At 59.5% G+C, this 284-nt stretch carries 1 protein-coding gene; it reads left to right on the forward strand.

The genetic code is table 11. The annotated features are described in order from the left end of the window. Positions 1 to 53: 53 nt before the first annotated feature. Positions 54 to 284: hypothetical protein (locus tag AAEY88_RS12980; RefSeq protein ID WP_350563046.1), on the forward strand; the 231-nt coding region annotated here is incomplete at its 3' end.

Here is a 284-nt window from a genome sequence, read left to right on the forward strand (position 1 = left end):
GGGATTACCAGGGTAGGCCGATCCGTATCCGAACCCTGGAGAGGCAAGTGACCTTGGATTCCGGCGCGCAATACACCTCTGCGCAGGTCAAACCCTACATCCAGTTCGAAGGCTATGAGCACGTCGGTGCACGCTATGAAGCGCAACTGCAACTGCGCACGTTCACCGCGCAGGATGTGAAAGTGCCTGGCGAAAAGGCGTTGATCGGCCAGTCCATGGTGGTGGCCAACCGGCGTATCGCCAAAGGGGAAATCGTCGGTGTCTACGGCGGTACCGTACTGCCG

The sequence above is a fragment of the Psychrobacter sp. CAL346-MNA-CIBAN-0220 genome, from assembly GCF_040309805.1.
In the GTDB taxonomy this organism is placed as follows: Bacteria; Pseudomonadota; Gammaproteobacteria; order Pseudomonadales; family Moraxellaceae; genus Psychrobacter.